We start from the raw sequence: 26823 nt of genomic DNA on the forward strand, positions 1-26823 counted from the left end.
TCCCCTCCATCTTAGGGGCGAGTATGTCCGGATCTAGTCCGCGTCTCGTGACTGTCCTGGCCCTGATCGGGCTGGCACCCGTCGCGTACTATCTCCAAGGAACCGGTCGGACGATCGTCGCGCTGTCGCTCGTGAGCGTCGTCATCATCGCCGCGAGCCTCTTCCTGATGACCGCACCCCACGAGGGCCAGCCTGCCTGAGATGGGGCCACTGACCGCCGGCTTGACCGCGGGCGAGACAGTCGGGATCGCGGCCTTTGCCGGTCTCGGACTGATCGGGAGTGTCCACTGTCTGGGGATGTGTGGCCCGCTCGTGACGACCTACGCCGAGCGGCTGGACGACGGTGGCCCGGTCTCGACGCACGAACTCCGGCAACAGGCCCTGTTCAACGTCGGGCGGGCAGGCAGCTACACGGCCGTCGGTGTGGTCCTGGGTGCCGCGGGCGGCGTCCTCTTCGACGTGGCCGGACTCGCCCGACTCGGGACGGCGGTTCGCGGCGTCGTCGGTGTCGCGGTCGGACTCTGTATCCTCGCTGTTGGGCTGGGCTATCTCACGCGCGGGAGCGCGGTGGATCTCGCGGCGTCGATCCCCGTCGTCGGTGGCCTCTTCCGTCGGATCTCGACGGCACTTGTGGCGCGGGTCGACGCCTGGGTCGACGGCCCCGGGATCGTCGCGCTCGGTGCGATGCACGGGTTGCTCCCGTGTCCGTTGCTCTACCCGGCGTTTCTCTACGCCTTCGCCACCGGTTCGGCGGTGACCGGCGGGCTCTCGCTTGCGGCGCTTGGACTGGGAACGATCCCGCTGATGTTCGCCTACGGGACGGCCTTCGGGTCGCTGTCCCCATCACGCAGGGCCACACTCCACCGCGTTCTCGGGGCCGTCTTCCTGGTGCTGGCGCTGGTGCCCCTCTCGAACGGCCTCGGCGTCTTCGGCGTCTCGATCCCGAACCCGTCCCTGCCGATGCCATGGACCTGAGCCAATGACGACGTGTACGCTCTGTGGACTGGCGGCCGATCCGCCCGTCACCGACAGCGGCGTCGACGGCGAGTTCTGCTGTCGTGGCTGTCTGGAAGTCGCGAGAACGCTCGACGAACCGGCCGACCGGAGCGTCGACGATGTCGAAACGGGGGCTGATCCCGACGACGCCGAGGGCGAGACGGCGTATCTCTCCGTCGACGGGATGCACTGTGCGACCTGCGAGACGTTTCTGGAGGCCCGTGCCACCGATCACGAGGGAGTTGCCGGCGCCGCCGCAAGCTACTCGACCGGGACGATGAAACTCACCTACGACCCCGGGCGGGTCTCGGCCGAGGAACTGCCCGCGGTCGTCGAAGGCACTGGGTACGAAGCCACTGCTGCCGAGGCGGGCACCGACGACGAACACGAACTCGAAGGCCGGTTGCTGGTCGGCGGGTTCTTCGGGATGATGACGATGCTGTGGTACGTCCTCTTTCTCTATCCGGCGTATCTGGGTCTCGGCTCCGACCTCCTGTTCGTCGATCTGACCGGCCCCGCTGGATCGTATCTGTTGTGGAACACCGCCGTCATGGCCGCCGTCGTCGTCGGCTACACCGGCTTCCCGATCCTCCGTGGCGCGTACGTCAGCCTCCGGGCCGGCCACCCCAACATGGACCTCCTGGTGGCGATGGCCGCGGCGACGGCCTTCGGCTACAGCGTCCTCGCGCTGTTGCTGGGCCACACGGAGGTATACTTCGACGTGGCGACGGTCATCGTCATGGCCGTCTCGGTCGGCGACTACTACCAGGACCGAGTCCGCGAGGCCGCTGCCGGGCGGTTGACCGAACTCACGGAACAACGGGCAGACAACGCTCGCCGACGCACCGCCGACGGGACCGAGACGGTCGGTGTCGGCGATCTCGCGTCCGGTGACGAAGTGGTCGTCGGGGACGGCGAGCGGATACCGGTCGACGGAACCGTCCTGGAAGGGACCGCAGCCGTCGACGAGTCGCTGGTCACCGGCGAGTCGCTGCCGGTCCGGAAAACGCCGGGCGACGAAGTGATCGGCGGCGGGATGGTCACCGACGGCGGCCTCGTCGTGACGGTCGGCCCCGACGCACGGAGTACCGTCGACCGGCTCACCGACTTCCTCTGGGAGGTCCAGAGCGACCGGGGCGACGTGCAACGGCTCGTCGACCGGATCGCCGCGGTGTTCGTCCCGCTCGTGGTCGTCCTGGCGGTCGTCGCAACCGGCACACACCTCCTGGCGGGGGCGACAGCCACCGACGCCCTGTTGACCGGGCTGGCGGTACTGGTCGTCTCCTGTCCCTGTGCGCTCGGGCTGGCGACGCCGCTGGCGACGGCTGCCGGCGTGAAACAGGCCCTCGACGACGGCGTCGTCATCACCGACGGGTCGGTGTTCGAGACGGCGACGGAAGCCGACGTGGTCGCCTTCGACAAGACCGGTACGCTGACGACGGGCGACGTGTCGCTCGTCGAGCGGGCCGACGAGCGCGCCATGCGCAGAGCCGCCGCCGTCGAGCAGTTCGCCGACCACCCGCTCGCGACTGCCATCACGGACGCGGCGTCGGTCCCCGACGCGACAGTCGAGCGGTTCGAGAACCACCCGGGACGGGGCGTCAGTGCGACCGTCGACGGCGAGCGCGTCGTCGTCGGCACGCCCTCGCTGCTCACGGACGAGGGGCTGACCGTCCCCGCGGAACTCCGCGATCGATGTGACCACGCGCGCTCGAACGGACACGTCCCCGCGCTCGTGGGCTGGAACGGACGCGTTCGGGACGTCGTCGTCGGTGGCGACCGGCCACGGGATGCCTGGGAGTCCGTCGTGCGCGCGCTGGCCGTCGACCACGAGGTCGTCGTCATCACCGGCGACAGCCCGGAGGCGGCCGAACAGTTCCGCGAACACGAGGCCGTCGACGAGGTGTTCGCCGGCGTCCCGCCGGAAGCGAAAGCCGAGGTGGTCCAGCGGCTCCAGTCCCGCGGGACCGTCGCGATGGTCGGGGACGGAACGAACGACGCGCCAGCATTGGGAACCGCGGATCTGGGTATCGCACTGGAGTCGGGGACCAGACTCGCCGCGGAGGCCGCCGACGCAGTGGTGACGACCGACAGCCTCAGGCAGGTCCCGTCGGTGTTCGATCTCACCGCCGCGACGCGGTCGCGAATCCGCCAGAACCTCGCGTGGGCGTTCTGTTACAACGCCGTCGCGCTCCCGCTTGCGCTCGCCGGCGTCCTCAACCCGCTGTTTGCCGCGCTCGCCATGACCGCGAGCAGCCTGTTGGTCGTCGGAAACTCCGCGAGACACCTGTCGACTGGGTCCGACAGCACCGCCGCCGACGCTGCGGGCGCCGATCCGACGGGAGCCGTCGCCGCCGAAGCCGATTGAGCGGGTCGTTCACGTGCTGATCGGGTTCTGTCCCCCGACGTACAGCGAGCGCACCAGGAAAGCGAGCCCGATCAGCACGAAGACTCCCTGGACGATGAGGACCTCGCCCGTCGTCCAGGTTGTCACGAGCGAGACGAAGCCGCTCGCCGCCAGCCCGACGGCGATGCTACCGAACCCGTAGCTGAACAGCCTGAGCGGCTCCGAATCGGTCCGACGTGCCGCGCGATACGCCAGATGTGCGATGCTGCCGCCGACGACCAGCGTCACAGCGGTCACGACGACGAGCAACACCGTCGCGGTAGTCGTTGGGATCATTGCTCTGGATGCGGGTGTCAAGTCCTCGGCTGTCGGCCAGGCCCGCGCTCGGGGTGAGCGGCGGGCCGAGGGCGACGGTCTAGGAGGAACTTTTGTGAGAGATGTCTTCAATCGATCCCGAGGTTCCCAGCGGCTGGGAACCACACTGGCCTGCCGACGGCCGCGCAGCGGCGAGGGACAGGCCGTCACCAGAGTCAGTTCTGGGCACGAATTCTCGGAAATGAATAATACCCCAAACGAATATATGTTCATTTGACGAATATCTTGGTATGAGCACCAAACGGACGCTCCAGTCGGAGATGCTCGGACGCAACGTCAGGTTCGATTACTCGGAGACCTGGATCGGCTACTCCCTGTTTTTCATGCGGATCGTGATGGGCTGGACGCTGTTCCAGGGTGGGATCACGAAACTCGTCACGTATCTCGACGCGGACCCGTCGAACAACTGGACCGCAGCGGGCTTCCTGCAGAACGCGGTTCCGGCGGGGAACCCGTTGACCGGCTTTTTCGCCTCGATGGCGGGGATGCCGATCATCGACTGGCTGAACATGCTCGGGCTGACTCTGACCGGACTCGCACTCTTAGTGGGCGCCTTCGTCCGGTTCAGTGCGTTCTGGGGCGCGATAATGATGCTGTTCTACTGGCTCGCGGCACTACAGGGCGGACTGCTGGCCGGACTCCCGGTCGCACACGGCTGGGTCGTCGACGACCACATCGTCTACGCGGTGTTACTGTTCGGCCTGGGCGCGTTCGGCGCTGGACGCATCCTCGGATTGGACAGCTACATCGAAGAGCTGTCGGTGGTACGAGACAACGAGTGGCTCAAACTCCTGCTGGGCTGAGCCGGCAGGTACCGCCCGGCGAATGAGTGTCAGAGGGCGTGTGTTTTCGGCATCTAGTCATTCGAGGTTAATATCCGCTCTTTCAGGCGTACACCCCCAGGCCGACCAACACCCCGAGACCGAGCCCATAGGCCGCCTGCAGGATAGGAAGCACCGCCAGGAGGGCTACTGCACGACCGGGCCGCTGGCCTGCAGCGTGAGCGTAGCCGGCTGCCAAGACGCCCACGAACCAGCAGAACATCCCCAAGTCGAACAGCACCATCTCGGTCCCCGAGAGCGGGCGCGGTAGTTCCATGGAGACGGCCTGGAGGTACACCAGGAGGACGGCGATGCCCGAGCCGGCAGCGCCCCAGAGCAAGAGCCCGACCGTCTGGAGCGGCGGCGTCCGGGGCCGGACGCGGGCGAACAGGAGTGTGGCGACGACGGGGCCGGCGACGAGTATCGGGATCGGTCCCGCACGGAGAAACAGTAGCTGGTCGACAGCGTGGGCAAGCAACCCGAGCAGGAACGCGACGGCGACGGGGACGTTCGATCGACGGAGGTCGGTCCCGGCCGTCATGGGTCCCGGATCACCGTGGTGTGAGGTCGACGGTGAGGTCGTCGAGGTAGTGGGTCGCGTCGGCCTCCCAGACGACGCTGGTCCCGGCCGCGACGTACAGCGTGTCCGTCGACAGCGGCGGTATCGTCCACTCGAAGCGGTACTCGCGCCACCCCTCGGCGAGGTGCAGCGGTTCGCGGAGCCCACCGTACGGTACCTCACCCAGTGTCGTCGTGTTCACGCCGGGGTCCGGGAAGTCGGATTCGTCTTCGGGACGATCGGTCCCCAGGCGCATCACGGCGTTTCGGAGCGTGTTGAACGACTCCGACTCGCTCCAGAACGAGGCCGTCACGGTTGCCCGGTACCGACCCGACGATGGCACCGAAACCGGATGGACGACCCAGGCGGTCCCGTCGTCGTAATCGCCTTCCGTGAACAGTTCCAGACTCTGTTGGCCGCTTGCGGCCCGCTCGTCGGTCACCGCCACCGACCACTCGAACTCGTCGATGGCCACTTCCGGACCGATGGCGGCCCCCGAGTCCCACCGACCGAGTCCGTCCTCGAACCCCTCCTCGAAGGCGGAACCACCCGACCGACCCCCACAGCCGGCGAGTCCGAGGACCGCGGCTGTCACGCCGGATCGGAGGACGGTGCGTCGGTCCATTCGAGAGGTCGATGGCCTCATACTCCGCCCTCGGCGTTGTCGCCCGGGGTGCGGATCGACAGGACCGGGGCCGGGGCGGTTCGGGCGAGTTTCTCGGTGACGACCTCCGGCAAATACTGGTCGACGCCCCTGTCTCCCTGGACGACAGCCAGTGGGTGGGCAGCCGCCCGGTAGCGGTCGGCCGGCGGACCCGCGTTACTGACCGCTTGCCGAGCATCGGGGCCGTCGTCGGTGGGAACCACGATGGTCTCGAACATCTGCATGTCCGACGTTGACATCCACCATGTATAAACGTCGGGCGGGACCGACCAGCCGCTCCCGCGGCGTTGCTCGTGACCCGACCCTCACAGGAGCCCGAGGAGGACGAGTAGCAGGGTCACGAAGCCAGCGACCGCGGCGGCCTGGCCCCGCGTGACCGAACGGGCGCGTTCGAGCCCGAAGGTCCAGACGACTGCACCCCACAGCGACCCCACGAGGTTGAGCGCCAGCGCGGCCGGAACCCACGGCTGGAGGCTATCGAGGAGGGACTGTTGAAGCGCCTGCGGGGCGGTCTCCGGTGAGACGGTGACTGGGTCCATCAGCAGCCACAGCGCCCCCAACGCGATCGGCGTGGTGACGATAAACGGCGTCATCCCCCAGAGAGTCACGGTCAGCGTTCGGGCGAACCCGCCGCTTGCGTCACAGATCGCCGTGCCGGCGTGGAGCAGGCCAGCCGTGACGAAGATGACGATGGGGAAGCCGATCACCATCGCGGGGTATAGCTGGCCGATCGCCTGCCGGAGGATCGTGTCGACGTTTCGCTCGATCCGGGCGGGTTGGCTACAGTCGAATCCGGTCCCGTTCGTCCCGGTCAGGTTGTCGTTCATGTCGTCGAACGTCTCGTTCATCCCCGACTCGCAGAACCCTTCCGGCGGTCTGTCGGGGTTGTCGACCGTGACGGTGCCGTCGACCTTCTCGGTGAACACCATCCCCAGACCGGCGACGAACGCGACCGCGGCACCGGTCAACAGGACGCCGAGGACGGCCGCCCGAGCGATCGATAGCTCACGGTTCGCGAAGTAGCTGTCGGGGCGGAGGAGGGGTGTACGCGGGGCCATGTTCGAAATGGCCAGGGGCACATCGCTTATGTCTTTTGTCGACGGGAGCGGGGGCGGTAGGTCGCGAGGGAGACGGCCGGCTCACTCGGGGGTGTCCGACTGTACCTTGTAGCTCCGTGCCTTCTCGTAGCGCTTGTAGAGATACGTGAGCGGGAAAGGCACCAACAGGGCAGTCAACAGGTACGCCCCACGGGCGAACGTATAGCCCACGAGCGCCGTCGAGAGCAGGATCGTCACGTGGCCGTAGATCCAGAGCGGGCGCGTGACCGACTCGTACTGGCCGTACATGTGCCGATAGAAGAACGATTCGATCCAGTCGAGCATATCCCAACGGGGCCGCGGTTCGAACATAAATCCGCGGGACCGGAGCGACAGCCGTGGGGTCCCCACTACGGGTCCTCGCAGTTCGGTTCCGAGTCAGTCGCCAACTCACCGTATCGCCTGAGAAACGTCCGGCGGTCGGTTCGGCCGGCCCCGGCGGCCACGAGCGTCCGTTCGAGGCCGTCACGAGGCTGGTGACAGCACTCACGGTCGCAGGGTTTACAGAGGTATTCGAACGTCTTGTCCTCGCGGTCCCAGCGCTCGCCGTGTTTGTCGTACTCGCGGGCGTCGTCGCGGTCGACCGTCTCCCCACAGGCGATACACGTGACCCGGCGGGTGTGATCGTCGTCCCACAGCGTCGAGGGAGTGAGCGTCATCGGTCGCTCCCCGCTTCGGTGACCGCCACATCTCCGGGCCAGTCGTCGGTCGAGGGTCGTTGCTGTCGCATCGTCTCCCGTGCGGCAGTTGCCGCTGGGAGCCGGTGTGTGCGCTGCCTCACCAGTGGCGGGGTATTAATACCGGAGAGCCCTCCCCGTCGGGTCGGACCCGATCGACTCAGCGAGGGTCGTCCGGGTACGCTCTTGTCGCGGTCGCTTTGAACGACGTCGTGACCGGTTCGCCCGGCGCCAGGGCCAGCGTCTCCGCGCTCGTCTGTGTCACCAGCGCCTTGAGGGGGGTTTCGCCGCCGATGTCGACGGTGACCCGCACGACGGCGTCGCCGGGCACGACCTCCCGGACCTCGCCGTGGAAGCGGTTCCGGGCGCTGGTCTCCGTCTCCGGGACGCTGTCGGGGGGATGGAGCGTGACGGCGTCGTCACGGATCGCCAGCCGAACCCGGCGCGTCCCGGGGGGGACCATCGCCTGGACGGGTCCCGGATCGGTGTCGACCGTCCCGAGTTCGCCCTCGCGCTCGACGACCGTCCCCCGGAACACCGTCTCCTCGGCCTCCGCCACGCCCGTGAACTCGGCCTCGACGCGGTCGAACTCCGCGAGGAGGTCGCTCGCTGTCGCCGTAAGCGAACTCCCGCCCCCGCCCGATCCCCCGCGCTGTCGTTCGACTAGCTGTCCGAACCCGTCTTCGAGTTCGACGACGCGCTGTTGTGAGCGCGAGTACGACCGCCCGAGTTCGGCCGCCGCCGCGTTGAGCGATCCCCGTTCCCGAACCGCTCTGAGCAACTGCACGTCCCGTCGGGTGACTCGGACACCCCCCTTGTCCAGATGGGCATCGAAGTCCGCGTCGAACTCCATATTCCCTCATTACCGTCCGCGAGCAAAACGGTTATGCTGGAACCGACATAACGGGGATGTGTCTATGGGGAAACAACGGGGGCGAGTTCGGAGACACTCACGGCGACAGCTCCTCCGGACGGCCGGGATCGGGGTCGCCGGCGTGCTCGGGGGCTGTCTCTCCAGTGCGCAGTCCCCAAACCCGGTTTCGATTCTCTCCGCCGGGAGCCTCCAGTACGCGCTGGAGAACGGACTGAAACCCACGGTCGACGTGCCGCTCCGGATCGAGTCACACGGCTCGGCGACCGTCGCCCGACTGATCGACGAGGGCCAGCGCGACCCCGATATCGTCGCCGTCGCCGATACCGCACTGTTCGACGCGCCGCTTTCCCCGCCGTGGTACTCGGCCTTCGCGAGCAACGCCGTAGTCCTCGCGTACAATCCCGACACCAGCGGCGGCCAGCGGATGGAGGAAGCGGGGGCAGAGCGGTGGTACGTTCCCCTGGTCGACGATGCCGTCAGTCTCGGCCGGACCGACCCGGACCAGGACCCGCTCGGTTATCGCACGCTGTTCGTGCTGGAACTGGCTAGCCGCTACTACGACGACGCGCCGGACCTCCGAGCGGTGGTTCCGACGCGCGAACAGCGGTACCCGGAGACGGGGCTTCTCAGCCAGTTCGAGACCGGAAGCATCGACGCGGCGTTCGCCTACCGGAACATGGCCGTCGAACGCGGCTACGACTACGTTTCCCTCCCGAACCGGATCGACCTCAGCGACCGCAGGTACGCCGACGAGTGGTACTCGACGACCGCCTACGAACTACCGAGCGGCCAGCGTGTCGAGGGCGGACCGATCGAATACGGGGCGACGATCCGGACCGACGCCGAGTCGGTTCGGTCGGTGTTCGAGCGGTTGACGACCGGGGCGTACCTCGACGATACGGGCTTCGTCCTCGGCGACCGGTTCCCCCGCTTCGATGGTGACGTTCCGGGGACCGTCTCGACGACAACAACGGAGGACTGAGCGATGTCGACACAGGTGTACAGCGCCGTTCGCTCGCGTGACTGGCTGTCGGTCGCGCTCGTCCTGGGCGGGCTGTTGGTCCTGTACTACCTCGTCCCGCTCGCGTCCCTGTTCCTCTCGGCGTCACCGGGCGCGGTTGCCGGGCGACTGGCCGACCCAGCCGTCCAGCGCGCGGCGGCCACGTCGCTGCTGTCGGCGTCGATCACGACCGTTCTCGCGACTGCCTGTGGCCTGCCGCTGGCGTACTGGTTGGCCCGGGCGTCGACGCCGTTGCAACCGCTCGTACTCGCGGTCGTCGTCCTCCCGCTCGTGGTCCCGCCGACGGTCGGTGGGGTCGTGTTGCTCACTGTCGTCGGGCCGGAGACCCTCGTCGGCCGGACGGCCGCAGCGGCCGGGGTCCCGCTCACACGCTCGCTGGCCGGGGTCGTCCTCGCACAGACGTTCGTGGCCTCGCCGTTCGTCGTGGTGACCGCCAAGGCGGCCTTCGAGAGCGTCGACCGGACGCTGGAACACGCCTCGCGTTCGCTGGGGAAGAGCCGGTGGACTACCGCTCGGAACGTCACGCTGCCGCTTGCCGGTCCCGGGATCGCCGCCGGGGTGACACTCGCGTTCGCGCGGTCGATCGGCGAGTTCGGGGCGACGATGATGGTCGCGTACTACCCGCGGACGCTGCCGGTCGAGATCTGGGTCTCGTTCGTCTCCACCGGGCTCGACGCGGCGTATCCGGTCGCGATCCTCCTGGTCGTCGTCGCGATCGCCGCCCTCGTCGTCCTCAACACCGTCGCGGCCAACCCCTGGCGATGACACTGGAACTCACCGGGCTCTCGAAGTCCTACGGCGGGTTCGAGTTCGGCCCGATCGATCTCACGGTCGGCCGGGAGGTCCTCGCGCTGCTTGGCCCCTCCGGGAGCGGGAAGACGACACTGCTCTCGCTGATCACCGGGATCACCGATCCGGACGAAGGCTCGATCACCCTCGGCGGCCGAGTGCTGGACGGAGTCCCGCTGGAGGGCCGGCAGGTCGGGATGGTGTTCCAGGACGGGGCGCTGTTCCCGCATATGACCGCCCGCGAGAACATCGCGTACGCGGGTGCCGGGGCCGACCGACTCGACGAACTGGCGGCGCTACTCGAACTGCAGGGCGTACTCGACCGGCAGCCCGACGCCATCTCCGGCGGTGAACGCCAGCGCGTCGCGCTCGCGCGGACGCTGGCGGCCGACCCCGACGTGTTGTTGCTCGACGAGCCGCTGTCGAGCCTCGACGCCCCGATCCGGCGACGCCTCCGGAACCACCTCCACCGACTGTTCGAGGGGCTGGATATCCCCGTCGTCTACGTCACCCACGACCAGCGGACGGCAACCGCTTTGGGGGACCGACTCGCAATCCTCCGGGACGGCGGCCTCGAACAGGTCGGCGCGCCGACGGAGCTGTTGGATCGGCCGGCGAACCGGTTCGTCGCCCGTTTTACCGGCAACGAGAACGTCTTCGAGGGGCACGTGACTGACGCGGCCGGTGACGGCGCCACCGTCCGGATCGGCGACCACACACTCCGGACAGCCACGAGGGACCTCCCCGAGGGAGCGGTTACGGTCTGTCTCCATCCCTCGCGAGTCGTCCTCGACGAGCCAGCGGGGAACGGCGAATCCGGCGAGGAGAACGTGCTCACCGGGACCGTCAGCCGCTGGCTGAACGAAGGGACCGCCTATCGGGTCGACGTCGAGAGCGGGGCGCTCACGCTCACTGTGACCGTCCGCCCGCCCGTCTTCGATCGGTTGGCCATCGACACCGGCACCGAGGTCGATGTCTCGCTGCCACCCGAGTCGATCCACGTCCTCGACGATCGGTGACAGCGATGCCGGCCCCTCAACAGGATGCTGAGACAGCAACCCGACGGCTCCGGTCAGGACGGCGCTTGGTTCAAAAACTCCGACAGCGTGTCGGTGAGACGGTCCCGGAACCTGTCGGTGTCGGCGTCGAGCGCCACGCGCCCGTTTGCCGCCTCGTCGGAGATTCCGTGGAGATCACACGCCAGCGCACCGTGTTCGATCGAGGAGTTGGTCCCCACGTCCATATGACAGTCCCTGATCGTCAGCAACTGGTCGTCGAGGAAATGAGCGACGACCGCGGCGTCGTGGATCGGCGCCGATTCGAGGTCGTAGCGGGCGAGTGCCTCCTCGTCGTAGTAGGTCAGCCACTCGGCGAGCAGTCGCCCGCGGCGCGTCCCGCGGTCGATTGACTCGATCCACGCCGGCGAGAGTGTAGCCTGGAGGGTCGCGTCCAGTCCGACCACGGTCGGCGCACACTCCTCGATCACCTTCCGAGCGGCGTGTGGGTCCGAGTGGAAGTTCGCCTCCGCGAGCGGCGTCACGTTCCCGTGGGCCGCGACCGTCCCGCCCATGACGACGAGTTCGTCGAGCAACTCCGGGAGCGCGGGTTCGATGGCCACTGCGAGCGCGATATTCGTCAGCGGGCCGACCGCAGCGATCGAGAGGTCGCCCTCGTGTGCCCGCGCCTGCTCGACGATGAACTGTGCGGCGTGTGTCTCGACTGTGGCAGGTGATCCGGACACCGCCGGGAGGTCCCCGCGGATGCCACCGGAACCGTGGATATGCTCGGCAGTCGATCGGGCGACGAGCAGCGGATGCGCCGCGCCCGCAACGACTGGAACGCCCCCCGAGTCGAACAGTTCCATGATCGCACGGGCGTTTCGCGTGGTGTTCTCTACCGTGCTGTTCCCGTGGGTCGTCGTAACCGCTCGGAGTTCGATGGCCGGATCGAACGCCGCCAGACAGAGCGCGACGGCGTCGTCACACCCCGGATCGGCGTCGATGAGGAGTGGAGATGACATGTACGGTATCTCGCCGCCACGGACTAAACTGCGGCGGCGTCCGGGCTACCGTGAGCGCCGAATGGTGGGGAGTCCTCGTGGCTGTCTCACTCGACGGACGGCGCCGTCTCGTCGGATCGACCCGGGAGTTCCAGTTCGATCTCCAGTTCCGGCTCGCCGACACCGTCGAAGTCGACCTCCAGTTCGACGGGTTCGCCGAATGCAAAGGGGAGTTCCCACTCCTCGTCCGTGATGAGGACCTCGTCGCCGTCCCGGAGTTGTTCGCCGAGTTCGATCAGGAACCGACCGGCCTCGTCGGCGTCCAGCCGGTACTCCTGTTCGAACTCGCGGCCCGTTCTGATCACCGTTCGGTCCGGTTCGTCGTCGGACTCTGTCTCTGTGTCTGACATAGTGGTCTCACCGTGGTTGCTGCGGGTCGGTCTGTGCTGAGTAGCGTGGGACATTAAACGAACCGGGTCCCGGGGTGGGCACCCAGAACCTACAGGGATCCGCGGCCAACGAGGTATCGTATGGCAAAGACAGTCGACGAACTGCGAAACGAGATCAGGGAGGCGACGGGCCGGTTCGAGCGAGAGATCTCGGCGTCGTTCACCAAAGAGGATCTCGCGGCCCTCTGTGACGCAGTCGGGTACGAGATCGACACCGAGTCGCTGCCACCGAAGCCGGAGATGCGGGCCGGAATCCTCTCGGCGATCGGTGCTACTGACGACAGCGACGGGACCGACCGGCCGTTCCGGAAAGGTGAACTCGAAGCGATCGCCGAGTCGCTCGAAGCGTAGGCCGCCCCTGCGCTCCAGAAAACTTATTTTGGACCTGGCCACATCTTCGGGTGGGTCCCGGTTCCCGCTACGGACTCCCCCATCCCTCCCTCAGCATCCCGCCGGGGCCCTGACTCCGACCACCATCTGTTCGGTCGCTGGACGTGTTCGAGACCACGTCCCGACCGGTCCTCTTTGGATGTATTAGCTCGCTCCAGCCGTTCACTCGGCCTCGACGACAGCGGCGAAGGCGACGTTCTGTGTCACGCGTTCGATCTCGACAGTCGGTTCCTCACCGGGTTTGGTCTCGGGGACGATGACGACGTAGCCCCGCTCGACCTTGGCGATGCCGTCACCCTGGTCACCGATAGACTCGATGGTTACCGTTCGGACTTCACCTTCGTCGACCGGCGGCGACGGCGGACCCGGTTCGCGGTCGATCGCGGCCAGTTCGGTCGTCTCGGGACTGGATTCGGTGTCTGACGAGCCCTCACCGTGGTGTGGGAGGACGCCGATACGATAGGTCTGACCGGCTTCGACCGCGTCGAACTCGATCTCGTCTTTCGGAACTTCGATGACGAACCGATCGTTCTCCGCTTCGACGGTCCCACTGAACAGCGACGTGAGTCGTTCGGGAATCTCGACCATACCACACACTGTGGCTCCTGGTAAATAATCGCTAGTAGTCTGGTCCTCCCGTCGACTGGGTGATCCTCCCCCCACCACGCAATACGGTAGTGGGAGATAGCCGGTACGTGGATCAGGGGAACAAAATAAAGAGGCTCGAAACGTTCCTCGAAAGATATGCGAGGGGGGAGTGGGCTGCTGTCGGCTGCAGGTATCCAGTCCGGACCACAGTATAACGGGAGCCGAATACGAGCGGCGTCGGCGGAAGAGCAGTGGTTTAATTGGTCAGCTCTCGCCAGTATGACACTGTGTCCGGGACAGGTGTTCTCCCGGTAATGAGCGTCGGACCGATCGGAGTCGGAGTGATTACCGCTTCAATCACAGCCGGCTTCGGCGCGGCGTACCTGCTCCAGTATCTCTATCACAAGCGGGGGAGCCCGGGTGCGTCGTGGTTCATGGGTAATATCGCGGCAGTGACCGTATTCTGTATCACCTATGGAGTCTCACTGCTCGTGTTCGACCCGCAGCTTCGGGGTGCAGCCGAGGCGGTTTCGTTCGTCAGCGTCTGTTTCATGGGTCCGTTCTTCCTCGCCTTCGGCCTGGATTACACCGGTCGAACCGACCTCATCCGGAGTCCGCTTTTCGGGGTGGTCGCTGCCGTACCGATCTCGACGATACTGTTGGCAGCGACCAACTCGGCCCACGGGTTAGTGTGGACCGACTTCCGCCTGACACCGGTCTTCGGGTTGGCAACGGCTCAGTACACTATCGAAACGTGGGGCGTGTTCGCGCTCCTGTTCAGCGTCGGGACTGCGGCCGTCGGTTCGTTGCTGCTCATCGGGGCGATACTCAGCTACGGGCCGTTGTACCGACGTGAGGCGACGGCAGTCACCCTGAGTACGCTCCCACCGAGCGTCGGTGTGTTGCTGTGGCTCTTCGATCTCGGACCGGTGCCGGAACTCCACCTCACCGGACCGCTGATGCTCATTCACGTCGCCCTCGATGGGTATGCCTTCGTGGGCACCCACATGTTCGAGACGAATCCGGCGACACAGCGCGTGGCCGAACAGACGGGGCTCGACAAGCTCACGGAGCCGGTGATGGTCCTCGATACGGGCGAGAACGTCGTGAAATTCAACGAACGTGCTCAGAAGCTGTTCGAACGAGCGCAAACGGCGGACGGGCTGGTCCCGCTGTCGTCCCTCGTCGGCGACGGGCTGTCGACACTCCGGGAGACGGGCGAGGTGGAGATCGGCGGCCCCGATGGGGGGATATTCGCTGTCTCCTACACGCCGTTGACGGACCCGAGCGGGGACCCCGTCGGGGGGATGATCGTCCTCTACGACGTCCGTGAGGAACGCCAGCGCAAACAGCAACTGTCGGTGCTCAACCGTGTCCTCAGACACAACCTCCGGAACGAGATGACCGTCATACAGGGGTTCGCGGAGTCGTTGGAACGGTCCCTCACAGATTCGGAGTTACAAGAGCAAGCCGCAACGATCTCCCGCGCTGGCGATCGCCTGTTGGCTATCGGCGAGAAGGTGCGCGAAATCGACCGGATGCAAGACGAGGTCGTCCACGTGGAACAGATCGATGTCGAATCGATGTTTGCACGGTTACGACAGGATCTCCTGGAACAGTTTCCCGACGCGACGATCGAGACGGATATTTCGGTTTCTGATCCGACACTGTGCACGCGACCGTCCATCCTCGAACTCGCACTCGCGAACTTGGCCGAGAACGCACTGAAGCATGCGTCCCCGGCCGATCCCACAGTCCAGTTACGGATGAAGACCGTCGATCGAGCGGACAGACCGATAGCCATCGAAGTTCGTGATACCAATACACGGATTTCGGAGAGCGAAACCGCCGTCCTCCGGACGGGTACCGAGAGCCCGTTACAACACGGGCAAGGGATCGGGTTGTGGATCGTCAACTGGTGTGTCACCACCCTGAACGGTGGCATCGAGTATCGCTACGACGAGGGGAACACGTTCATCATAACGCTTCCGCCCGAATGAGACCAGTCACTCGGCAAGTGCAGTAGCGACCCAGTCGGGCCGTTCGAGATCGCGATCCCCGAGGCTGACGACCTCGTAGGTGATATCGACGACACCCGGTTCGCTGGCCGATCCCGACGTGACAGTGTAGTTCCCGGAGGCTTCGAAGACCAGGATTCGGCCGCTGGCGTCGACGACCATCCGGGCCTCGTAGTTCCGGAGGTCGGTACCGTTGGCCGGGAGCACGGCGGAAGCGTTCGTCGAGGTCGCTTCCAGCGTTACCAGATATCGGCCGTCACTGGACAGGCTATCGACGACCTCGAAAGACGACGCGGTAAGATACGCACGCAGTGCGCCGGTTCCAGTGAGATCGGTGGCGGTCGCCGGTGCGCCGGTGGAGTACCGGACGGTATCGCCCACCTGTCCGCGCAGGACTTGCATGCTCTGGTTCCCCCAGGTGTCGAACTGAGAGGTCGGCGTCCCGGCTCCGGACGTCACCCGATACCGGTATTCGGTCTTGTTCGCCTCGACGAGGGTCCGCTGTCGGCCGACGATCGTGACGACCTGTCCGTTCCGGACGGTCGATCGGTTCGCCCGGTAGTCGTTCTCGAACCCGGTGGCGAGCATCGACTGGGCGTGTGCATCGAGCAGGGCCTGCGAGTCGGTGAGCTGTCCGTCGGTGACGCCGGGAACGGCGTTCGGTCCCGAGACCGTCGTGTTCGCGTCCGTGGGAGTCCCTCCGCCTGGCCCACCGAGGGCGTTACAGCCAGCCAGGACGACCAAGAGCAGCAGACAGACGCCGAGTCGCGAACGTCCCATACCCACCGGTCGTCGGTCGACGGTGAAAAAGGGAACAGTTCCGTCCCGGAGCTACCGACTGTCGACGGAGCCTGCTGTCCCGCTGACCCAGGCAGTCAGGCCCGGGTAGTCGGCGATCAGCCCGTCCACGCCGGCGTCGGCGAGGGTCGCGCCACGGTGCCAGGTGTCGACGGTCCAGACGTTGACCCCCATGTCGCGGTCGTGGATGTCGGTGACGACATCGGCCTCGGTGACGAGTTGCCAGGGTGGATGGATCGCCGTCGCATCGTAGCGATCCGCCGTCGTCAGCCCGTCAGCGAGGGATTCGGCGGTGATGACGGCGAGGGGGTGTCCGCTCCCGGCAGCGTCGGCCGCCGCGAGCGCGCCCTCGTAGAACGAGGAGAGCAGCACCCGGCCGTCGAAGCCGTCGAGTACGGCCAGCACGTCGGCGACGAACGGCTGCCACCGCTCGCGTGCGCGCTGTGGCTCGGCCAGCGCGAGCGCGTCGGTGATCGGGGCGACCGGGCCGGTGGGGTGTTTCAGTTCGACGTTGATACCGACGCCGTCGGGGAGCACGTCGAGGACGGCATCGAGAGTCGGAACTGTCGCGTCTGTCCCGAGGACGCGTGCGTCCAGCACCGTCTCGGTTGCCGTCTCCCAGATCGTCCCCTCGGCGTCGGTGATCCCCCGGCTCTCGTCGGTCTCGTGGAGATGGGAGTCGTGAAAGCAGACGACCGTCCCGTCGGCCGTGGGGACCACGTCGACCTCGACCATGTCGGTCTCGTCGTGCCGGCAAGCGTACTCGACGGCCGGGACGGTGTTTTCGGGGGCAGTGCCGGCGAAGCCACGGTGAGCGATCACGCGGGGAGCGGAATCGTCGTCCATCTGTCTGTACGCCAGCCAACGCGGTCGGGATAGGAATGGGTACCGACTGCCGGGACGGAAGCGGGCCGGTCGGCCGTCGGCTCGACCAACCGCTACCTGAATCTTCTTAGCCCTCTGGCACCGCTAGGGACGTACGATGACAGCATACGCAGGCGTCGCTGCTGCCGACGGCCGGACAGACGAAAACGCCGTCTTCACGGTAGGAGCGTCCGACTAATGGGGTTTCACACGTTCGACGCGGAGCGGGCCGGCGACCTCGAAGACCTCGCGCGGTTCCGGTACTGTTCGCGGGACGAACTGCTGGGTCACATGGCAGTCGACCGGGAGGCAGTCGTCGCGGACCTGGGGAGCGGAACCGGGTTCTACACGGACGAGGTCGCTCCGTTCGTCGGGAGCGTCTACGCGGTCGATGTCCAGTCGGAGATGCACGACTACTATCGATCGAAGGGGATGCCGGAGAACGTCGACCCGGTGACTAGCGACATCGCCTCGCTCCCGTTCGCCGACGGGGAACTCGACGCCGCGTTCTCGACGATGACCTTCCACGAGTTCGCGACCCCGGAGAGTCTGCGGGAACTCACCCGTGTGACGGCTGACGGCGGCCGTGTCGTCACGGTCGACTGGACGGCGAAGGGGACCGGTGAGCCGGGACCGCCCCTGGACGAGCGCTACGACGCAGCGGCGGCAGTCGAAAAATTCCAGGCTGCGGGCTTTACCGTCGACCACAGCGTGGAACGGCCCGACACCTTCGTCGTCGTCGCGACCAGTTGAGTCGGCCCGCGCTGTCGCTGATAGCCACGCAGGACTCGGTCCAGGAGCCCACACCGTCAGAGACGGGCCGAACGACTCCCGTCGACGATGAGAGGGCAGTAATGCAGAAAATCCACACACTTATACTCGCCAGAGAAGTACGATCAGTTACACATGCCAGATTCGATGAGTGAGTATCTCCAGCAGGATATGGACTGTGAAGGGTTGTTGGAGTGTTTCCACGGACTGAAGCAGTTAGACCGGAAAGTCTTCGGGCATATCACGGCTGCAGGTGGTTCGATGACTGTCGAGGAGATCGCGGAAGCAGTCGACCGGGACCACTCGACCGCCTATCGATCCGTCCAACGACTGCTCGACGCCGGGTTCATCCAGAAAGAGCAGGTCAACTACGACCACGGCGGCTACTACCACGTCTACCATCCGACCGACCCCGACGAGATGGCCGAGGACATGCAGCGGATGCTCAACGACTGGTACGCGAAGATGGGTCAACTGATCCGGGAGTTCCGCGAGAAATACGACCAGCCAGAGTCTGTCCCCACAGAATAGTACCCACCCCAACGAGTGCTAGCCCCGTGAACAGGCCAGCTTTCTTCGACCGTCGACGCGTCGCGTGAGGGCGTCCTCGACAGTCCAGTGAGGTCGGTACAAAACGGTGTCCGGACGCGTTCCAGTAGTGTGTATTGTACAAATATCGCAAAACAGTTAAGCGTGTGTAGCATCTAGCTCCGACGATGAGCGACAACGACTCCATCGAAGAACTCAGGGAACAGAAGATCGAGAACCTGCAGTCCAACGGTGATACCGGAACGCACAGCCCTACCGATCCGATCCAGATCGGTTCGAGCGCGGATCTCTCCGAGGCCGTCGAGCGCTACGAAATCGTGTTAGCTGATTTCTACGCCGACTGGTGTGGCCCGTGTCAGATGATCGCGCCGATCGTCGAGGAGATCGCAGCGGAGACTCCGGCGGCGGTCGCGAAGATCGACGTCGACGCGAACCAGCAACTCGCCGGCGAGTACGGCGTCCGAGGGGTTCCGACACTGGTCCTGTTCGCCGGCGGCGAGTCGGTCGAGCAACTTGTCGGGGTCCAGCAGAAGGACGAACTCGTCGCCAAGATCGAGCAGTACAGCTCCTGATTTAGAGGTTCTCGTACGCTTCCTCGACGAGTTCGCCGGTCTGGTCGATGATGTCGGCCATCTCGTCGTCGTCCGGAGCCATCCCGGTCAACCGGGCGAGGCGCATGATGCTGACGTGATAGACCGTCTGGAGACCGGGTTCCTCCTGCCAGACGACGACGTTACAGGGGAAGAGCCCGCCGATCCGGTTGTCCGAGGCGTCCAGGGCTCGGTCGGCGACCGCCGGGTTACACGCTCCCAGGACGTAGTAGGGGGCACGGTCGGCGTCGACTTTCTCGTTAAGGAGCTCCGACGGGGAGAACTCGGCCGGGAACCCGAATCCCGCGTCCGCGAACGTCTCGCGGACGTGTTCGACGGCTTCCTCGTGATCCATCTCCAGTGTCGTCCGCTTCTCGCCGATATCTGCCGGGTCGATAGTCGTCGGATCGATTGGGAGCATCGCTAGTTCCGGATTTGGGCGTATGTCACAAAGCTGCTTCGGTCGGGAACGCTCAGTCTGGTACTGGCGTAACGGTCAGTTCGTCGCCCTCCCTGGTCCGGACGTACCACGTCTCGCCGTCCCGGTCGCGGACGGTCCAGGTGCCGAACAACAGGTGCAGGTCCAGTTCGAGTCCATTCAGGTGCGTTCCGGTCTCGACGATGCGATAGGTGGTCATCCGTCGAACGGTTACAGGGCGCTCGCGAACGTCAGGAGGTCGATCACGAGGACGAACAGGATGACGAGAGCCGCGACGGCGATGATGACCTTCAGGTAGCGCGGGAGTCCACCGGGTTCCTCGGGGCCAGATGCGTCGGTCATACCGAACCAGTGGTGGCTTGGCCCCCTGTAACCTGTGGTCGGGACCGTCAACGAGCCAGTCGAGAGGTATGAGCGCTCGTGTGTCGGAAACGTCGCCCGGTATCGTCGTTCCCGCGCATCGGGAGTATCGTCGGGACAGATCATGGTGAGAGTCGTCGCCCCGACGAATGAAAGGAGTGTCCTGTCCAGTGGTTTCAAACCGACCGGGAACGCACGTGGGTCCATGACGGACACCGCCTGGATCGGCGAGACGATCACGAGCGACGTGGGCTGGTCGCACTTGGAGCGCCTCGTCGACATCGGGAACCGGATAGCCGGCAGCGACGGCGAACGGGCGGCCGCCGAAGCGACCCGGGACGTGCTGGCCGAGTACGCTGACCGCGCCCGATTGGAACCGTTCGACATCCAGGGCTGGGAGCGGGACGACAGCGCGATCTCGGCGGGGGGCGAGCCGGTCGCGACGGCCGACCACGAGATCATCGCCCTGCCCCGGTCGCCGGCCGGGGACGCCAGCGGGGAACTGATCGACCTCGGCTACGGGCTGCCGGAGGAGTTCGAACAGACTGACTGTGCGGGCAAGATCGTCATGGTCCGCTCGGACGTGCCCGACTGGTACGACCGGTTCATCCACCGCCGGGAGAAGTACTACCGCGCCGTCGACGCCGGCGCAGCCGGGTTCGTCTACCGCAACCACGTCGAGGGGATGGTTCCGCCAACGGGGAGCGTCGGGACCCAGACCGACCCGCTCGGTGCGATTCCGGCGGTCGGCGTCGCCCGCGAGACCGGCGCTCGCCTCTCCCGTCGGTACGACGGCGAGCCGATCGCCGTCAGCGTCGACTGTGAGACGCCGGCGGCCACGAGCTGGAACGTCCACGCCGAACTCGGCCCGGAGACCGAGGGGACGGTGCTGGTGACGAGCCACGTCGACGCACACGACATCGCCGAGGGCGCGCTGGACAACGGCGCCGGGACGGCGATGCTGGTGGAGGTCGCCCGCGCGCTGGCCGCCCGCGAGAGCGAACTGGACCGACGCGTCGAGTTCGTCGCCTTCGGGGCCGAGGAAGTCGGACTGGTCGGCTCCGAGCGGCTGGCAGCGACGCGGGACCTGGATGCCGTCGGCGCCGTCCTCAACTTCGACGGCGTCGTGCGCGAGCGGACCCTGGAGTTCCACACCCACGACTTCGCGGCCATCGAGGAAGCCGTCGACGAGGTGTCCGATCGCCTCGACCACGCCACCGCGACGACGCCCCAGCAGGGGCCACACAGCGACCACTGGCCGTTCGTCCAGTGGGGAGTGCCCGGCTGTCACGTCATGAGCGAGACCGCCGACGCCGGGCGGGGCTGGGCACACACCCACGCCGACACCCTGGAGAAACTGGACGTGCGGACGCTGCGCGAACAGGCAGTCGTTCTGACTGAACTGGCCGTCGCCTTCGCCAGTGAGGGGTTCGAGCCGAGCCACCGGGACCCCAAGGAAGTCGCCCGACGCCTGGAGACCGAAGGGAAGGCCACGGGGATGCGGCTGACCGGCGACTGGCCGTACGACGACTGATCAGGCCGGAACGATCCGGTGGAGCCCGGCCTCGGACTCCCCGTTTGTCACCACGTAGAGTTCGCCGTCCGCGTCACGCCCGAACGATCGAACCTGGGCGAGCTTTCCGGTATCTTCCTCCCTTACCGGGAGGGTCGTCGTCGGCCACTGCTGTCCCGCAGCGGGTCGGCTCGCCACGAACAGACGCCCCTGCGCGACGTAGTCGCCGAAGACGTACCGCCCGTCGAGGCTCGGGAGCGCGTCGCCCCGATAGACGTGGCCGCCGATGACGGAGATGCCGCTGACGGGCGCGCCCTCGTGTGGGTACTCGACGATCGGGTCCCGGAGGGGTTCGCCGCCACGGACCGAATCTGGCGTCTGATTGGGACACTCCGAGGCCTGGTAACAGTGGGTCCCCTCGCGAACGTTCCAGCCGTAGTTGCCGCCCCGCTCGACGAGGTCGACCTCCTCGAAGCGACCCTGCCCGACATCACCGACGAAGAGATCCGAGCCATCGAAGGAGAACCGCCACGGATTGCGGAGTCCCCAGGCGTACTGTTCGTCGAGTCCCGACCGACCGACAAGCGGGTTGTCTTCGGGGATCGCATACGCCTGCCCGTCGTCGCGGTTGTCCACGTCGATCCTGAGGATGCTTCCCAGCAGGTTCTCCGTGACGTCCTGGCCGTTGCCCCCGCCGACGCCGTCGTACCAGTCCTCGACGTGACCACGCCCCTGGTCACCGCCCGCTCCGCCGTCGCCGACGCCGACGTAGAGGTATCCACCGGGGCCGAACGCGATCGAACCGGCGTTGTGGTTACTCTGTGGCTGGTGGATCTCCAGGAGGGTCCGTTCGGAATCGCGTCTGGCCCGCGTCCCGTCGTCGGTCGCGCGGAACTCGCTGAGGACGAACGTGTGGCTGTATCCCGACGGGAGCCCCGGACGGCCCGGGGCGCTGTAGCGGACGTAGAACCGACGGTTCTGTTCGAATTCGGGATGAAGCGCCAGTCCGAGCACCCCCTTCTCCCCGCCGGTGGTGACGGCGTCCCGAAGGTCCAGAAACGGCGTCGACGCGAGGCCGTCGGGGCCGTGTCTGGCGACGACACCCTCCTGTTGGGCGATATACCGAGCGTCGATGTCCGGCGGGAAGACGACATCCAGCGGTGCCGAGAGCGCTGTTGTCAACGGGTCGAGGCCCACGGCGTCGGGTAGCTCTGTCGGCGTCGTCGCCGTCTGTCCCGTTCCGGTATCGGGGTCGGTCTGTGTCCCCGTCGGAGTCTCGCCGCCGGAATCGGTCGTACACCCCGCAATACCGACCGTCGCCACGCCAGCCAGCGCGGCCAGGTATCGGCGTCGGGTACGGTCGTCGGTCATAGGGAACGTTGGATTCGCACGTTGAAATACCATGAGGACGACGGCCGTGGATCGACACCGCATCGAGATTGTTTCAGTTATTTATACTATCCATTATTTTAGATATTCTCGGAATATTCCGAGATAGGGAGATATGTAAAACAAACATTTTAGTTACATGGTAATCCATAACATAGACATGGCCGAAACTACCCTCCCTGACGGCCCACGACAGTATCTCAGGGTCTTCAGACACCACGTTAGAGAGCCTATATCGGACGCACAGGCGAGAGTCGCCCGGGAACGCGAGGAGATCGCGGCCGAGCGGTCGGCCTTCGAAGCGTTCAGGACGGCAGTGGCCGACCTCCGTCCCGTCACAGCGTCGCCGTCGAACCGTCAGCGGTCCGTCGTCAGTCTCGACAGTCAGCCAGACCAAGTCGAGCGACTGTGTGAGACCTTCGAATCGACTGTGATGGGTGTTCCACACTACGAGGCGGTCTACGACGAGTCGCTGTCGGAACACATGCTCGCCGAACTCGGAGATCCCGCCGCAGCGGTCGTCGACTCGCCCACGAACACGATCACTCCCCAGCAACGCTCCGCGCTGCTGACCGCAATCGACCGTGCGATCGACGACCGGACTGCGTACGCGGACGTACTCGCCGAGGAAGCCACCGCGCTCGCGACAGCGGACAGTGCGATCAAAGAGATCGTCGAGGGACTCGACGACGTGCTCATCCAGGACTGGTACAAGGCGGAGTTCGAAGCTCGACTCGACGAGATCATCCGGGACCGCCAGTCGGTCGTCCACGGACGGATCTCCCCGTCACCGATCGACGGCCGCTCGCTCTGTGTCCACCTCTATGCCGACCAACCCTGGACGTTCCCGGTCCTGACTGCTGTCGCCCGGTTGCACGACGCCGTCGTTGTCGAGTGAGACGGTAGCTGGTGGCGGTGCCCAACTCAGCCCGCGTCCGGACACGTAAACGCGAGGCTGTACATCCGACCGACCGATTCCTGTTCGATCCCCTCGACGAGGGATCGCGCCCTGTCGCGGATCGATCGGAGGTGCGCCGACCCGTCTTCGGCCGCCAACTCCTCGATCACCGCCGTGTGTGCCGACAGATGTGAGTGTGTCCACGGGACTGGGTCGAGCAGCGTCCGCTCGCGCTGGAACTCCCAGCCGGCACCTTCGAACCAGCGCCGGAGCGCCCCGGACGGGTAAAACGAGAGTGCCGGCGTCCCGGTAGTGGCGTTCGCAGCCGCGTTCTCCAGCCCGAACAGTGTGCTGACGCCCGAGTCCGCCGGCGGCGGGTCGTAGTCGTCGACCACGAGCCGACAGCCCGGGGTAGCGACGCGGGATAGCTCCGTGACGACAGCGTCGAGAGCGGCCGGCGGGAGGACGTTACAGAGTCCGTGAGCCGTGGTCACGTCGACCGTCTCGGCATCGACGGGGAGGGATCTGAGGTCCGCCTGAAGGACGTGGAGTCGGCCGTCGTCGCGGCCGACCCGCTCACGGACTGTCCGGGCGTGGTCCCGGTCTTTCGTCACCGCGTACACCCGCCGTGCACCGGCATCGAGCAGGCCAGCCGTCGTGTTTCCGACGCCGGCGCCGGCTTCCAGACACGTCGTGCCCTCGACGGAGACATCCGCCAGCGCCGCCCGGACCGTCTCGGGAACGTCCATCCCTCAGTGATGGAGTTGTTCCGGCACCGGGCTCTCGTCGTGGCGGAGCCGTTCGACGAGCGAGCGCTGGGCGGCCTCGTCCATGCCGTCGTACCGACTGGCGGCCTGGAGGACCATCGCGACCAGTTTCGGGTCGCCGGGGCTGACGACGCTCGTCAGGCCCCGAGAGGCGGCGAAGTCGAACCGTTCGGAGATCTCTTCGGGGGAGTCGACCGGCTCGTACCAGTTCGCGTACGGCCGGTCGGTCTCGGGGAGGTCGTCGGTCGACGGCCACCGACCCTTCGCGAACGCTTTGATCCCGAGCGTCCCGATCCCGGCCTCCTCGGCGGCCTGTAAAACCCCGGCGTAGTCGTGTTCGGCGTCGTCTTTTCCGACGACCACCGGGTTCAGCGGGAACATCAGCGTCTCCAGATCGTCGATGCGATCGATCGCGTCGCGAATCAGCCCGGGGTTGCCGTGGCTCGTGAGTCCGATATGGCCGATCTTTCCGGCCTCCTTGGCCTCCCGAAACGCCCGCAGCGCACCGTCCTCGCCCGTGATCTCGTCGAGTTCCGAGTCGTACTCCAGCCCGTGGACCTGATAGAGGTCGATGTGGTCGACGCCGAGCCGGTCCAGCGAACGGTCCAGTTTCCGTTTCGCGCCCTCGTAGCCCCGCTCCTGTGTCTTACAGCCCAGGAAGATTTCCTCGCGGTGCTGGCGGAGTTTGGGGCCGAGTTTCAGTTCCGCGTCGCCGTAGCTGGGCGCTACGTCGAAGTGGTTGACGCCGTGGTCTAACACCAGTTCCACCATCTGGTTGGCGCCCTCCTGTTCCAGCAAGCTGAGCGCGATCGCACCGAAGGTCATGACGCTGCTGTCCTGTCCGGTGTCGCCGAGTGGTCTCGTCTCCATACCGAATCATACGGGTCCGGAGGCATAACAGTTGGTCGTGACCGCTACGGGTCCGTCCCCGGTCGGGTTACCACCAGCGACGGCAAACGGGCATAATAAAATAGTTATATGATATAGCTATACCGTATAGACAGAAGGATTTTCCGAGAGGGTTACGCGGACGGGGTCCGCCGGAAAACGGTCGGTCGCTGGGACTTTACCGGGACTGCGTCGGAACGGCGTCGCTGGGTTCCGCGCCGGTTCCCGCCGGTTGTGGTGCCGAGTGATACACCGCTTCCCCCGACTCGATGTCGAACAGGTGGAGCCGGTCGTCGTCGAACTCGAGTTCGACGGTGTCGCCGGGGTAGATCTCGCTCCGGGGTTCGACCTTGGCCCGGAGTTCGTCGCCGCCGACATCACAGTGTAACAACAGCAACTCCCCGAGTGGTTCCCGAACCGTGACGGTCGCCGTAAACGTCTCCGAGCCGGGCGAACAGTTCGCTGCCAGAGAGATGTCCTCGGGACGGACGCCGAAGGCGACCTCGTCGTCAGTCGCCGGACTGCGGTCCGCCGTGGGAAGCGTGACCGTGAACCCGTCGTGGTCGACGACCGCTCGCTCGTCGTGGTGTCGAAGACCGGTCGTGAATACGTTCATCGCCGGCTCGCCGACGAACTCCGCGACGAACCGGTTGGCCGGATAGTCGTAGAGTTCCTGTGGGGCTGCGACCTGCTGTAACCGCCCCTCGTTCAACACCGCGACGCGGTCGCCGAGTGTCATCGCCTCGGTTTGGTCGTGGGTGACGTACACTGTCGTGGCGTCCAGATCGCGGTGGAGTTTCAGGAGTTCGGCCCGCATCTGGACCCGGAGCTTCGCGTCGAGGTTCGAGAGGGGTTCGTCCAGCAGGAACACGTCGGGTTCACGGACGAGCGCACGACCGATCGCCACGCGCTGGCGCTCGCCGCCGGACAGCGCCTCGGGTTTCCGGTCCAGTAGGTCCTCGATGTCGAGCGTCTCGGCGGCATCCTCGACCCGGCGCTCGATCTGTTCGTCCGAGTAGTCGCCGACCGATTTCATCCCGAAGCGCATGTTCTGGGCCGCGGACATGTGTGGGTACAGCGCGTAGTTCTGGAACACCATCGCGACGCTCCGGTCCTTGGGCGGTCGGTCGGTGACTACCTCGCCGCCGAGCAGTATCTCCCCGTCCGTCGCCGATTCGAGGCCGGCGATCGTCCGCAGCGTGGTTGACTTCCCACAGCCGGAGGGACCGACGACGACGAGAAACTCGCCGTCACGGACCGTCAGATCGATGCCTTTCACCGCGCGAACGTCGTCGTATCGTTTCTGTAGGTTCTGTAGTTCGATCGTGCTCAT

34 protein-coding genes are annotated in these 26823 nt (G+C 66.0%); 14 read left to right on the forward strand and 20 right to left on the reverse strand.

Annotation, left to right across the window (positions count from 1 at the left end; genetic code table 11):
• The first annotated feature begins 23 nt into the window (after positions 1 to 23).
• Genes VJ109_RS16460 through VJ109_RS16470 form a run of 3 tightly spaced genes read left to right on the forward strand, consistent with a single transcriptional unit; the run spans position 24 to position 3364 of the window.
• Positions 24 to 200 carry a DUF8131 family protein gene (locus VJ109_RS16460; RefSeq protein WP_324760826.1) on the forward strand — a complete coding sequence of 59 codons (177 nt, stop codon included), beginning with the start codon at positions 24 to 26 and terminating at the stop codon, positions 198 to 200.
• A 1-nt stretch (position 201) separates the two neighbouring features.
• The gene (locus VJ109_RS16465; RefSeq protein ID WP_324760827.1) at positions 202 to 975 is read left to right on the forward strand and encodes a sulfite exporter TauE/SafE family protein; all 774 of its coding nucleotides are present in this window, start codon (positions 202 to 204) and stop codon (positions 973 to 975) included.
• A gap of 4 nt (positions 976 to 979) precedes the next feature.
• Positions 980 to 3364 (forward strand): heavy metal translocating P-type ATPase, encoded by a 2385-nt coding sequence (locus VJ109_RS16470; RefSeq protein WP_324760828.1) that lies wholly within the window; start codon positions 980 to 982, stop codon positions 3362 to 3364.
• A 9-nt stretch (positions 3365 to 3373) separates the two neighbouring features.
• On the opposite strand, the gene VJ109_RS16475 is transcribed toward VJ109_RS16470, so the two are convergent.
• Entirely contained in the window at positions 3374 to 3679 is a 306-nt protein-coding gene (locus tag VJ109_RS16475) for a DUF7521 family protein (protein WP_324760829.1), read from the reverse strand.
• 269 nt (positions 3680 to 3948) lie between these two features.
• Here VJ109_RS16475 and VJ109_RS16480 point away from each other — a divergent pair, with 269 nt between their 5' ends.
• Positions 3949 to 4521, forward strand: coding sequence for a DoxX family membrane protein (locus VJ109_RS16480; protein WP_324760830.1), 573 nt, complete (start codon positions 3949 to 3951; stop codon positions 4519 to 4521).
• A gap of 82 nt (positions 4522 to 4603) precedes the next feature.
• Here VJ109_RS16480 and VJ109_RS16485 read toward each other — a convergent pair whose 3' ends face one another.
• From VJ109_RS16485 to VJ109_RS16515, 7 genes are all read right to left on the reverse strand, one after another.
• Positions 4604 to 5080: a hypothetical protein gene (locus VJ109_RS16485; protein WP_324760831.1), complete on the reverse strand. Its 477-nt coding sequence runs from the start codon at positions 5078 to 5080 to the stop codon at positions 4604 to 4606.
• A 10-nt stretch (positions 5081 to 5090) separates the two neighbouring features.
• Positions 5091 to 5723 (reverse strand): hypothetical protein, encoded by a 633-nt coding sequence (locus tag VJ109_RS16490; protein ID WP_324760832.1) that lies wholly within the window; start codon positions 5721 to 5723, stop codon positions 5091 to 5093.
• Between the two features lie 17 nt (positions 5724 to 5740).
• A complete protein-coding gene (locus tag VJ109_RS16495; RefSeq protein ID WP_324760833.1) occupies positions 5741 to 5986 on the reverse strand; it encodes a hypothetical protein in 246 nt (81 codons plus the stop codon).
• Positions 5987 to 6067: 81 nt separating this feature from the next.
• On the reverse strand, positions 6068 to 6820 hold the full coding sequence (locus VJ109_RS16500) for a YIP1 family protein (protein ID WP_324760834.1): 753 nt from the start codon (positions 6818 to 6820) through the stop codon (positions 6068 to 6070).
• A gap of 81 nt (positions 6821 to 6901) precedes the next feature.
• Positions 6902 to 7144, reverse strand: coding sequence for a hypothetical protein (locus VJ109_RS16505; protein WP_324760835.1), 243 nt, complete (start codon positions 7142 to 7144; stop codon positions 6902 to 6904).
• 65 nt (positions 7145 to 7209) lie between these two features.
• Positions 7210 to 7518, reverse strand: a complete 309-nt coding sequence (locus tag VJ109_RS16510; RefSeq protein WP_324760836.1) for a DUF7562 family protein — start codon at positions 7516 to 7518, stop codon at positions 7210 to 7212.
• A gap of 178 nt (positions 7519 to 7696) precedes the next feature.
• Positions 7697 to 8389 carry a TOBE domain-containing protein gene (locus VJ109_RS16515; protein ID WP_324760837.1) on the reverse strand — a complete coding sequence of 231 codons (693 nt, stop codon included), beginning with the start codon at positions 8387 to 8389 and terminating at the stop codon, positions 7697 to 7699.
• A gap of 64 nt (positions 8390 to 8453) precedes the next feature.
• Between VJ109_RS16515 and VJ109_RS16520 the strand changes: the two genes are divergently transcribed.
• From VJ109_RS16520 to VJ109_RS16530, 3 genes are read left to right on the forward strand one after another with little or no spacing between them, the layout of a single operon-like run.
• The gene (locus VJ109_RS16520; RefSeq protein ID WP_324760838.1) at positions 8454 to 9392 is read left to right on the forward strand and encodes an extracellular solute-binding protein; all 939 of its coding nucleotides are present in this window, start codon (positions 8454 to 8456) and stop codon (positions 9390 to 9392) included.
• Positions 9393 to 9395: 3 nt separating this feature from the next.
• A complete protein-coding gene (locus tag VJ109_RS16525) occupies positions 9396 to 10196 on the forward strand; it encodes an ABC transporter permease subunit (RefSeq protein WP_324760839.1) in 801 nt (266 codons plus the stop codon).
• Positions 10193 to 11239, forward strand: coding sequence for an ABC transporter ATP-binding protein (locus VJ109_RS16530; protein ID WP_324760840.1), 1047 nt, complete (start codon positions 10193 to 10195; stop codon positions 11237 to 11239). The genes VJ109_RS16525 and VJ109_RS16530 overlap by 4 nt, the downstream gene beginning before the upstream one ends.
• 53 nt (positions 11240 to 11292) lie before the next feature.
• Here the strand turns inward: VJ109_RS16530 and VJ109_RS16535 are convergent, their stop codons facing one another.
• Entirely contained in the window at positions 11293 to 12240 is a 948-nt protein-coding gene (locus VJ109_RS16535; RefSeq protein ID WP_324760841.1) for a nucleoside hydrolase, read from the reverse strand.
• An 86-nt stretch (positions 12241 to 12326) separates the two neighbouring features.
• On the reverse strand, positions 12327 to 12629 hold the full coding sequence (locus VJ109_RS16540; protein WP_324760842.1) for an amphi-Trp domain-containing protein: 303 nt from the start codon (positions 12627 to 12629) through the stop codon (positions 12327 to 12329).
• A gap of 120 nt (positions 12630 to 12749) precedes the next feature.
• On the opposite strand from VJ109_RS16540, the gene VJ109_RS16545 reads away from it, so the two are divergent.
• Positions 12750 to 13019, forward strand: a complete 270-nt coding sequence (locus tag VJ109_RS16545) for a hypothetical protein (protein ID WP_324760843.1) — start codon at positions 12750 to 12752, stop codon at positions 13017 to 13019.
• A 201-nt stretch (positions 13020 to 13220) separates the two neighbouring features.
• On the opposite strand, the gene VJ109_RS16550 is transcribed toward VJ109_RS16545, so the two are convergent.
• Positions 13221 to 13646, reverse strand: coding sequence for a TRAM domain-containing protein (locus VJ109_RS16550; protein WP_324760844.1), 426 nt, complete (start codon positions 13644 to 13646; stop codon positions 13221 to 13223).
• A 314-nt stretch (positions 13647 to 13960) separates the two neighbouring features.
• Between VJ109_RS16550 and VJ109_RS16555 the strand changes: the two genes are divergently transcribed.
• Positions 13961 to 15646 (forward strand): sensor histidine kinase, encoded by a 1686-nt coding sequence (locus VJ109_RS16555; protein ID WP_324760845.1) that lies wholly within the window; start codon positions 13961 to 13963, stop codon positions 15644 to 15646.
• 6 nt (positions 15647 to 15652) lie between these two features.
• Here the strand turns inward: VJ109_RS16555 and VJ109_RS16560 are convergent, their stop codons facing one another.
• A complete protein-coding gene (locus VJ109_RS16560) occupies positions 15653 to 16444 on the reverse strand; it encodes a DUF7537 family lipoprotein (protein WP_324760846.1) in 792 nt (263 codons plus the stop codon).
• Between the two features lie 51 nt (positions 16445 to 16495).
• Positions 16496 to 17308 (reverse strand): glycerophosphodiester phosphodiesterase, encoded by an 813-nt coding sequence (locus VJ109_RS16565; RefSeq protein WP_324760847.1) that lies wholly within the window; start codon positions 17306 to 17308, stop codon positions 16496 to 16498.
• 216 nt (positions 17309 to 17524) lie between these two features.
• On the opposite strand from VJ109_RS16565, the gene VJ109_RS16570 reads away from it, so the two are divergent.
• The 3 genes from VJ109_RS16570 (at position 17525) to trxA (ending at position 19218) form a co-directional block, all read left to right on the forward strand.
• Positions 17525 to 18079 carry a class I SAM-dependent methyltransferase gene (locus VJ109_RS16570; RefSeq protein WP_324760848.1) on the forward strand — a complete coding sequence of 185 codons (555 nt, stop codon included), beginning with the start codon at positions 17525 to 17527 and terminating at the stop codon, positions 18077 to 18079.
• 153 nt (positions 18080 to 18232) lie between these two features.
• Positions 18233 to 18628 carry a helix-turn-helix domain-containing protein gene (locus tag VJ109_RS16575; RefSeq protein WP_324760849.1) on the forward strand — a complete coding sequence of 132 codons (396 nt, stop codon included), beginning with the start codon at positions 18233 to 18235 and terminating at the stop codon, positions 18626 to 18628.
• A 185-nt stretch (positions 18629 to 18813) separates the two neighbouring features.
• Positions 18814 to 19218, forward strand: a complete 405-nt coding sequence (gene trxA, locus VJ109_RS16580; protein WP_324760850.1) for a thioredoxin — start codon at positions 18814 to 18816, stop codon at positions 19216 to 19218.
• A 1-nt stretch (position 19219) separates the two neighbouring features.
• Here trxA and VJ109_RS16585 read toward each other — a convergent pair whose 3' ends face one another.
• The 3 genes from VJ109_RS16585 to VJ109_RS16595 are packed head-to-tail and all read right to left on the reverse strand — an operon-like array spanning position 19220 to position 20017.
• Complete coding sequence (locus tag VJ109_RS16585; protein WP_324760851.1) at positions 19220 to 19657, reverse strand: DUF302 domain-containing protein; 438 nt, start codon at positions 19655 to 19657, stop codon at positions 19220 to 19222.
• Between the two features lie 52 nt (positions 19658 to 19709).
• Positions 19710 to 19874, reverse strand: a complete 165-nt coding sequence (locus VJ109_RS16590; RefSeq protein ID WP_324760852.1) for a hypothetical protein — start codon at positions 19872 to 19874, stop codon at positions 19710 to 19712.
• A gap of 11 nt (positions 19875 to 19885) precedes the next feature.
• On the reverse strand, positions 19886 to 20017 hold the full coding sequence (locus VJ109_RS16595; RefSeq protein ID WP_324760853.1) for a hypothetical protein: 132 nt from the start codon (positions 20015 to 20017) through the stop codon (positions 19886 to 19888).
• A gap of 223 nt (positions 20018 to 20240) precedes the next feature.
• Here VJ109_RS16595 and VJ109_RS16600 point away from each other — a divergent pair, with 223 nt between their 5' ends.
• Positions 20241 to 21569 carry a M20/M25/M40 family metallo-hydrolase gene (locus VJ109_RS16600; RefSeq protein ID WP_324760854.1) on the forward strand — a complete coding sequence of 443 codons (1329 nt, stop codon included), beginning with the start codon at positions 20241 to 20243 and terminating at the stop codon, positions 21567 to 21569.
• On the opposite strand, the gene VJ109_RS16605 is transcribed toward VJ109_RS16600, so the two are convergent.
• A complete protein-coding gene (locus tag VJ109_RS16605; RefSeq protein WP_324760855.1) occupies positions 21570 to 22919 on the reverse strand; it encodes a PQQ-dependent sugar dehydrogenase in 1350 nt (449 codons plus the stop codon).
• A 178-nt stretch (positions 22920 to 23097) separates the two neighbouring features.
• Between VJ109_RS16605 and VJ109_RS16610 the strand changes: the two genes are divergently transcribed.
• Complete coding sequence (locus VJ109_RS16610) at positions 23098 to 23835, forward strand: DUF7260 family protein (protein WP_324760408.1); 738 nt, start codon at positions 23098 to 23100, stop codon at positions 23833 to 23835.
• A 26-nt stretch (positions 23836 to 23861) separates the two neighbouring features.
• Here VJ109_RS16610 and VJ109_RS16615 read toward each other — a convergent pair whose 3' ends face one another.
• The 3 genes from VJ109_RS16615 to VJ109_RS16625 form a co-directional block, all read right to left on the reverse strand.
• Positions 23862 to 24584, reverse strand: a complete 723-nt coding sequence (locus tag VJ109_RS16615; RefSeq protein WP_324760410.1) for a class I SAM-dependent methyltransferase — start codon at positions 24582 to 24584, stop codon at positions 23862 to 23864.
• 3 nt (positions 24585 to 24587) lie between these two features.
• On the reverse strand, positions 24588 to 25472 hold the full coding sequence (locus VJ109_RS16620; RefSeq protein ID WP_324760411.1) for an aldo/keto reductase: 885 nt from the start codon (positions 25470 to 25472) through the stop codon (positions 24588 to 24590).
• 196 nt (positions 25473 to 25668) lie between these two features.
• Entirely contained in the window at positions 25669 to 26823 is a 1155-nt protein-coding gene (locus VJ109_RS16625) for an ABC transporter ATP-binding protein (protein ID WP_324760412.1), read from the reverse strand.

Origin of the sequence: Haloarcula montana (assembly GCF_035666295.1) — an archaeon.
Lineage (GTDB): Archaea > Halobacteriota > Halobacteria > Halobacteriales > Haloarculaceae > Haloarcula > Haloarcula montana.